The 6,819-nt window shown below is 71.0% G+C and carries 7 protein-coding genes; 4 read left to right on the top strand and 3 right to left on the bottom strand.

Annotated features, from left to right (window positions below; all coding sequences use genetic code 11):
- Nucleotides 1-363: 363 nt before the first annotated feature.
- Together V9G19_RS08870 and V9G19_RS08865 are read right to left on the bottom strand one after the other, a co-directional pair.
- Nucleotides 364-762 carry a helix-turn-helix domain-containing protein gene (locus V9G19_RS08870; protein WP_462285124.1) on the bottom strand — a complete coding sequence of 133 codons (399 nt, stop codon included), beginning with the start codon at nucleotides 760-762 and terminating at the stop codon, nucleotides 364-366.
- Between the two features lie 410 nt (nucleotides 763-1,172).
- Nucleotides 1,173-2,081: a helix-turn-helix transcriptional regulator gene (locus tag V9G19_RS08865; RefSeq protein WP_462285123.1), complete on the bottom strand. Its 909-nt coding sequence runs from the start codon at nucleotides 2,079-2,081 to the stop codon at nucleotides 1,173-1,175.
- A gap of 109 nt (nucleotides 2,082-2,190) precedes the next feature.
- On the opposite strand from V9G19_RS08865, the gene V9G19_RS08860 reads away from it, so the two are divergent.
- The 3 genes from V9G19_RS08860 (at nucleotide 2,191) to V9G19_RS08850 (ending at nucleotide 5,362) form a co-directional block, all read left to right on the top strand.
- Entirely contained in the window at nucleotides 2,191-2,757 is a 567-nt protein-coding gene (locus tag V9G19_RS08860; RefSeq protein WP_462285122.1) for a hypothetical protein, read from the top strand.
- A 4-nt stretch (nucleotides 2,758-2,761) separates the two neighbouring features.
- Nucleotides 2,762-2,974 (top strand): hypothetical protein, encoded by a 213-nt coding sequence (locus tag V9G19_RS08855; protein ID WP_462285121.1) that lies wholly within the window; start codon nucleotides 2,762-2,764, stop codon nucleotides 2,972-2,974.
- Between the two features lie 1,932 nt (nucleotides 2,975-4,906).
- A complete protein-coding gene (locus V9G19_RS08850; RefSeq protein ID WP_462285120.1) occupies nucleotides 4,907-5,362 on the top strand; it encodes a hypothetical protein in 456 nt (151 codons plus the stop codon).
- Nucleotides 5,363-5,395: 33 nt separating this feature from the next.
- Here the strand turns inward: V9G19_RS08850 and V9G19_RS08845 are convergent, their stop codons facing one another.
- On the bottom strand, nucleotides 5,396-6,163 hold the full coding sequence (locus V9G19_RS08845; RefSeq protein WP_462285119.1) for a hypothetical protein: 768 nt from the start codon (nucleotides 6,161-6,163) through the stop codon (nucleotides 5,396-5,398).
- On the opposite strand from V9G19_RS08845, the gene V9G19_RS08840 reads away from it, so the two are divergent.
- Nucleotides 6,126-6,815: an ATP-binding protein gene (locus V9G19_RS08840; RefSeq protein WP_462285118.1), complete on the top strand. Its 690-nt coding sequence runs from the start codon at nucleotides 6,126-6,128 to the stop codon at nucleotides 6,813-6,815. The genes V9G19_RS08845 and V9G19_RS08840 overlap by 38 nt on opposite strands.
- Nucleotides 6,816-6,819 lie beyond the last annotated feature (4 nt).

The following is a 6,819-nucleotide window of genomic DNA, read 5'->3' as shown; positions in this document are numbered from 1 at the left end:
CCGGACAACTCACTAGTGTAAGCAAAATCAATGGGTTGGTCTAGTTCCTGGCGCGGGAAATCGCTCAATTCTGGCGCGAGAATTTTCGTCTGATGTCATGATCCTACGGGTCTGATTGCCAGAGCAAGTAGCGGGTGTTCATAGGTGATGCGCCAATCCTGGGGAACGGCTGGACCATTCCCGATCTCGACGCCTCATCCCGTGTCGAGAAACGCGCACAGGGCTCTCACGCGTTCTGGCGTCACCTCTGGGGTCACGACCGCCGCTGATGACGCGGATGAACTCGATCCACGCCTGCTCGTTGTCCGTCAACTGGTCCCACGGTCCCGCCGGGGCCGTGGGGATGGCGATCGGTCCCGTCTTTCATTTTCCGAAGATCCCGCGAAGCACTGACCGCGAGCGAGCGGTGAGCCTCGGGTCGCTGTTGTCGGAGGCATCGCGCAGCTCGGCGAGCCAGCCACGCTCGTTCTCCGTGGAGGGTGTGCCGAAGATGTCCGTGATGGCCTTTGCTGCCGTCGCTCCGACCGCCTGGTCGAGCGCCAGACGCATCAGATAGGCCGGGTCGACCTCCAGGGCCTTCGCGAGTGAGGGAACCCGGTCAAGCGGCACCTTGTTCCTTCCGTTCTTCAGGAAGGTCATCATGTTCGCGTTGGCGAAGCCTGCTTCGCTCGCGATCTCGGCTTGGGTCTTCTTGTAGGCAAGATCACGCACCCGGTCAGCGATCAGCTTCGCGGTAGCGGTGTTCTGGTAGGGGTTGGTCAAGGTTCTTCTCATGTGGTTGGTCGCAACACCTACCTACCGTTCTTCGTTACCGGGTTCGGGTGGAGACTTCACATGGTCAGAGGGAACTTCGCAGCGACCGAAGTCCTAGGAAACTGAAGCGGTCTCGATGGGGATGCCTCGGGTGCCAGCCGGTCCGGGGCGGCGCTGTTTGCCACTCCCTGAACGGGATGGAACTCGTGGACGAGGCGAACAATCTTCCGCACGGTCACGTGGACCGCTCGACATAAGCACCTTTGGTTCGGAGGTTTGCGCGTTGTTGATCTCAGGAAGGGAAAATCCCTGATCGGGCTAGAAGTTCAAAGCTAGGGAAATGCCGGAAAGTCATTTCGCCGATATCTCTCGACCATGTCGCGCAGGCGATCAGGAGCGAGGACGGTGACCGCGTCCCCCTAAGAATAGAGATGCCAGGCCATCTCGAGATGACCCGCGGAGGCAAAGCGCACTGTCAGGCTACCGTCTTCCTCTTCGGTCAGGGTCTGGGCGGGGTGGAACAGGAATTCTCGGGCCGTCGCGGCCGCCTTGGGTGCAAAGCGCCAGACGACTTCGCCGAATTCCTCGTCGGCGTGAAAGCTGCCGAAGGCCCGTGCGGAATGGGCGGAAAGGTCGAAATCGGGGGCCCTGGCAAAGCTGTCGGGCTCAAGCCGGACCGAGGTGATGCGGTCCAGCCTATAGTGCTGCATCCGCCCGTTGCCGCCCGCCTCGCGCGCGACAAGGTAGCGCCGCGTTCCCAAGAGCAGGCCATGCGGCTCCAGCCGCCGCGCGCGGTCGGGGTCGCGCCCACCGGCGTAGACCACCGTCAGGACATGGGGGCCCTTCAGGGCCGTGCCGATGACCCCCATCAGATCGGCCGAGACCCGGACCCGGGCCCCGGACGCGAGGCGTAGCCATGCGCTTCCAGCATCGGCCTCGGCATCGGCTTCGGCGCGACGGGCCAGCACCCCGGGCATGGCGGCCAGAAGCCGGTCGCGCAGGACCGCAAGCGATCGCGCCTCGGTCGGCAGGCCCTCGCGTTCGGCCCGGCGGATCGACAGTTCCAGCGCCGCCAACTCGCTGTCGCGGATGCCCTGCGCCAGCATCAGCCGGGCGTCGTCGGGCTTCAGCTTCCAGAACTTGCGGCGGTCCTCGCCGACGCGGGTGATGCAGTTCGGAAAGGTATCTTCCAGCGCCCGCGTCATCCGCTGCGCGGTGCGCCGGTCGACCGAGAAGGTCTCTTCGATGTCCGACAGCGTCACCCCCTGATACCGCGACGTCGCTATCTCGGCGAGGCGAAGAAGATCGGTGGCCTTCTGGAACGACATCGGCGACCCCACGGTCAGGTGACAGGAATTGCCACCCTTATGGCGCATTCTGCAGCTGTTGACAATTCCTTTACCAAGCGCGCCGCAGCCACCGCCCAGGGAGACGACGATGCAGATGAACCATGCCGACTTCGCCCGCTCGCCGGCCCTGCGCGCCTCGCTCAAGCGCGGGCTGGCCCGCCAGGCCATCGCCGCGGCCGACCGCTGCCGCCCCGATCTGCCGGGCCTCATCCGCATGGCGGCGGGCCTGCGCCCCAATCCCAAAGGGGTGGAGCGGATGGCGGCGCGCATCAAGGCCCACCCCGGCGTGACCCGCGTGACCGCCGCACGGGACGGGCGGTCGCTGACCTTCATCGCGCGTCTGGTGCGCATGGTCGACGCACGGGTCGGCGGCGATACCATGCTTCACGAGACCGGGCTGATCTACCTGCGCTGCCGGGTCGGCATGATGGGGCAGGGCCTGAGCTTCGAGCTGAGCGCGGTCGGCTTCTGCTGCCACGCGCTGGAGCGGCTGGTGGAACGGTCCGACCTGCCGCTGGACCGGGCGCTGCTGCCGCAGGTCGATGCCGAGGCGCAGCAGATCCTGCGGGCGCTGGGACAGCGGTTCCGGGATCGTCGAGGACGGCGACGACTACCATGCCGCCCGGACCGAAGGCGTCTGGGCCGGAAGCCATGATCTGATGGCGCTGGACCCGGACTGGAACCTGACCAATCGCTGCGGGCGGATGCCGGTCTTCTCGGCCCGCACCTTCCTGTCGCCGGCCGAGATGCGCCCGACCGTCTGGCTGCGCTGGAAGAACGATCCGGCCTGCCGGGATGACCTAATGCAAGGGATTGATCCTGCGATGGTTCGCGGCAAGGCTGCACGGGTGACAAGGGTAGGCATGACATGAACGCGTTCCGGTTCCTCCACGCTTCGGACCTGCATCTGGGGCGGGCCTTCGGCGGCTATCCCGAAGGCATCCGCCAGCCGCCTGCGCGAGGCGCGGCACGGTGCGATTGCGCGGCTGGCGGTGGCGGCCCGCAAAGGCGGCGCAGGGCCAGGCGCTGCTGGCCGGCGACAGCTTTCGACGCCGAGAACTCCGGCACCCGACACCCTGCGCCAGGCCGCCCTGACCGCGATGCGCGAAGAGACCGACCTGACCTGGGTCCTCTTGCCCGGCAACCACGACAGCCTCGCCGCAACTCGGAAGCTGCTGGCGCCGGATCGCTCGGCTGAATGCGCCCTGCCAACCTTTTGCGCGCCGATGCACCTCGGACGCCCCGATGGAACTGGCCGCCGGCCGTCTGGCTGCTGCCCGCCCCCTGCGCCCGGCGCCGCCCGGGGCGCGACCTGACCCAGGCGATGTCAGCGCCCACGCCTGCCGGCGCGATCCGTGCGCATCGGGCTGGGCCATGGCGCGATCACCGACTTTCACCGCGAAGAGGGGCACGCCCCGGCGTCGTCCGCTCCGACCGGGCGCGGCCCGGTCGAGCCTGGATTACCTGGGCCCTGGGCGACTTGGCGCAAGGCCAGCATGCAGGTCGCGCCCCGCCGACCTGGTATTCCGGCACGCCCGAACCCGACGGCTTCAAGCACGATCATGCCGGCGCGCCGTCGCTGCTGCGTCGCAGCCGGACGGTGCCCTGGCGCAGGTCACCCCGGTCGCCGACCAGCCCAGTTCCGCTGGCTGCCGCCCGGCGCTGGACCTGCTGCCCGGCGAGGCTGCCGCTGCGCGCGCCTGGCCGACGATGCTGCCCCCGGACGCGTGCGCGCGCGCGATCATCATGGCGCGCCTGACCGCTGCCGGGGCGCCTGCCGCTGGCCGACCGCGCGGCGCTTCGAGGCCGCACCTGCGCCGCCCGCGCGCGCCTGATTTCGGCTGGTTCGATGGCCGACCTGTCGGCCCTGGCCGCCGAGGTCGCTGCCCAGTGACCTGGACCAGATCGACCGCGGCGGCGCCTTGCGCCAGCGCGGCCGACGCGCTCTGCTGGCCGAGGCCGCCGATCGCGGCGGCGCTGTGCACAGAGCCGACCGCGGCCTCGCGGCAGGCGCTGTGGCCCGCCTTTACGCCCTGGCGCAAGAGGTGCGACGCATGAGGCTCCGCGCCATCGAACTGACCAACCTGCGCCGCTTTGCCGGCCAGCGCGCGCTGCGATCTGGGCGGCATCGGCGACGGCATCACCGTCCTGTGCCAGGCCCAACGAGTCTGGCAAGTCGACCTTCTTCGACGCCCTCCACGCCGCTGTTTCTTCGAGCCCCATCGGCAGCCGCAACGGCCCCGGTCAAGGCGCTGCAACCCCACGCCGGCGGCGCGCCCCAGGTCGCGGTCGAGGTCGAGTCTGCCCGAGGGCCGCTTTCCGCGTCGCCAAGCGCTGGCTCGGCCCGCCCGACTGGCCCGGGTCGCTGGATGCTGCAGGCCAGGCGCCTGATCGCCCAGGCCGACGAGGCCGAGGCCTGGATCGACCGGCTGCTGCGGGGCGGGCCTTGGCCGGGCCGTCGGGCCTGCTCTGGGGTGCGGCCGGGCCTGATCGGGGCTGGAGCCCGAAGGCGGAGGTGCCTCCGACGAAGTCGGAGCGCGAGCGGGCGCTATGCGGCCCGGCGCGACCTGTCTCTCCTCCGTCGCGGGCGAGATCGACCTGATGACCGGCGGGCGTCGGATGGACGCGGTGCTGGACCGGGTGAACGAGGCGCTGACGAGGTTGGCCACGGCGACCGGCAAGCCCAAGGCCGGCGGTCTTTGGGCGGCCGCGGCGGACGAAGCCGCCACCCTGGCGGCCGAAGAGGCAAGGCTGCGCGCCCGGGGGCCGAGGGTCTGTCCACCGACCTGGCCCGCCGGTCCGAGGTGCAGCGCAGCCTTGCCCGCCTTGCCGATCCGGCCGAGGTCGCGGCCCGTGCCCAGGCGCTGGACCAGGCCGAAGCCGCGCACCGGGCCGCGCTGGCCCATCAGGCCGAGGTCGACAAGGCCGAGACGGCGTTGCGGCTGGTCCGGATGGATGCCGACCGGGCGCGAAACGACATCGCGGCGGCCGAGGCTTTGGCCGCCCGGCTTGACAAGGCCCGCGCCGATCTGGCCCGGACCGAAGAGGCCGCGCCGCCGCCCGCGCCCGGGCCGAGACCTGGCCGGGCGCGACCGCCGTGCGGCCGAGGCGGCCGAAGGGCCTGCGGCGCCAGGTCCTTGACCTGCGCCACGCGCCTGCAGCGGGCAACGCGGACCCAAGGGGCGCGTCAGGCCGCCGGGCAGGCCGCCAGGCCCTGCAGCGCCGCCTGGACCGCGCCGCGGCCCTGCAGGAAACCTTAGCCGAGGCGCGAGCCCGTCGCGCCCGCATCCGCGTCACCGCCCGGCTGCTCGAGTCCGCCAACGCCGCCCAGTCGGACCTTGACCTTGCCCGTGCCCGGGCCGAGGCGCAGGCCGTGACCATCGAGGCGCATCCCCGATGGTCCTGGGGCCCTCGATCGACGGCCGCCCGCTGCCCCGGGGTCCGGTGGCCGTCCTGACGGCGTCCGGATCCTCTTGCCGGGCTTCGGTCGCCTGCGCATTGACCCCGGCGCCGACCGGAGCGAGGGTGCCGCCGCGATCGCGCGGGCGGACCGGGCCCTGTCGGACCTGCTGGCCGAGGCCGGAACCGAAACCCTCGCCATCGCCCGCACCCGCTGGAACGAGGCGCAGGCGCTGGACGCTGAAATCCGGCAGGCCGCCGCCCTTCTGGATGAAGTGGCGCCGGACGGGCTTGATCCGCTGCGCGCGGCCTTTGCCGCGGCCCTTGTCGCCGCGGCGGACCCGACCGAAGAGCCGGGTGACCCGGCCGCGCTGACCGCCGCTCTGGCGGCGGCCGAGGCCGAAGAACAGGCCGCAAGGGCGGCCGCCAGGACCGCCCACGACCTGGCCGTCGCCGCCGGAGAGGACCGCGCCGCCGCCGAGGCCAGCCGCCAGGGTGCCGACCGGCAACGGACGGCCGCGCTGGCCGAGGCGGGTGATCCGGCCACCCTTGCGGCCCGCCTGGCCGAGCTTGCGGCCCAGTCGCCCGCCCTGGCCGAGGCCGTGAGCCGCGCCGATCAGGCGCTTGCCCGCGCTGCGCGCCGCGGCCCCCGACCTTGTCACCTCCGAGGCCCGCCTGACCCGCGCCCGCACGGCCATCGACCAGGCCCGCATCGCCGAACAGAAGGACCGCCTGACGCTGGCCAGCCTGAACGCCACGATCTCGACCCTGGCCGAGGAAGGCATCGAGGAACGCCTTGCCAGCCTTGCCGGCGCCCGCGCCGAGGCCGAGGCCCGCAGCCGGCGCTACGAGGCCGAGGTCCGCGCGCTGTCCCGGCTGAAGCGGGCGCTCGAGGACGCGCGGGCGAAGGCGCGCGACGCCTATTTCGGCCCCGTCATGCAAGAGTTGCAGCCGCTGCTGGCGATCTTGCACCCCGGCGCGCAGCTGACTATCGACGACCAGAGCCTGCTGCCCTCTGCCCTGACCCGCAATGGGCAGGAAGAGGGGCTGGAGATCCTGTCGGGCGGCACCCGCGAACAGGTGGCGATCCTGACCCGTCTGGCCTTTGCCCGGCTTTTCGCCCGGGACGGCCGCCCGGTTCCGGTGGTTCTGGACGATGCGCTGGTGCATTCCGACGACGACCGCATCGAGGCGATGTTCGACGCCCTTCACCGCACCGCCCGCGACCAGCAGATCCTGATCCTGACCTGCCGACAGCGCGCCTTTGCGGCGCTAGGCGGAGAGCGGGCGCAGGTGCAGGTGGAAACGACCTGAGGCC

The organism is Nostocoides sp. (genome assembly GCF_037045025.1).
Taxonomy (GTDB): Bacteria; Actinomycetota; Actinomycetes; order Actinomycetales; family Dermatophilaceae; genus Nostocoides_A.
Note: the sequence above shows the minus strand (reverse complement) of the source record. Positions and strands in the feature narration are given on the sequence as shown.

What these genes read in the sequence shown, in the direction of transcription:
- V9G19_RS08865 (WP_462285123.1), bottom strand. Translation starts at nt 2,081, where the DNA reads ATGTCGTTCCAGAAGGCCACCGATCTTCTTCGCCTCGCCGAGATAGCG.
- V9G19_RS08860 (WP_462285122.1), top strand. Translation starts at nt 2,191, where the DNA reads ATGCAGATGAACCATGCCGACTTCGCCCGCTCGCCGGCCCTGCGCGCC.
- V9G19_RS08855 (WP_462285121.1), top strand. Translation starts at nt 2,762, where the DNA reads ATGGCGCTGGACCCGGACTGGAACCTGACCAATCGCTGCGGGCGGATG.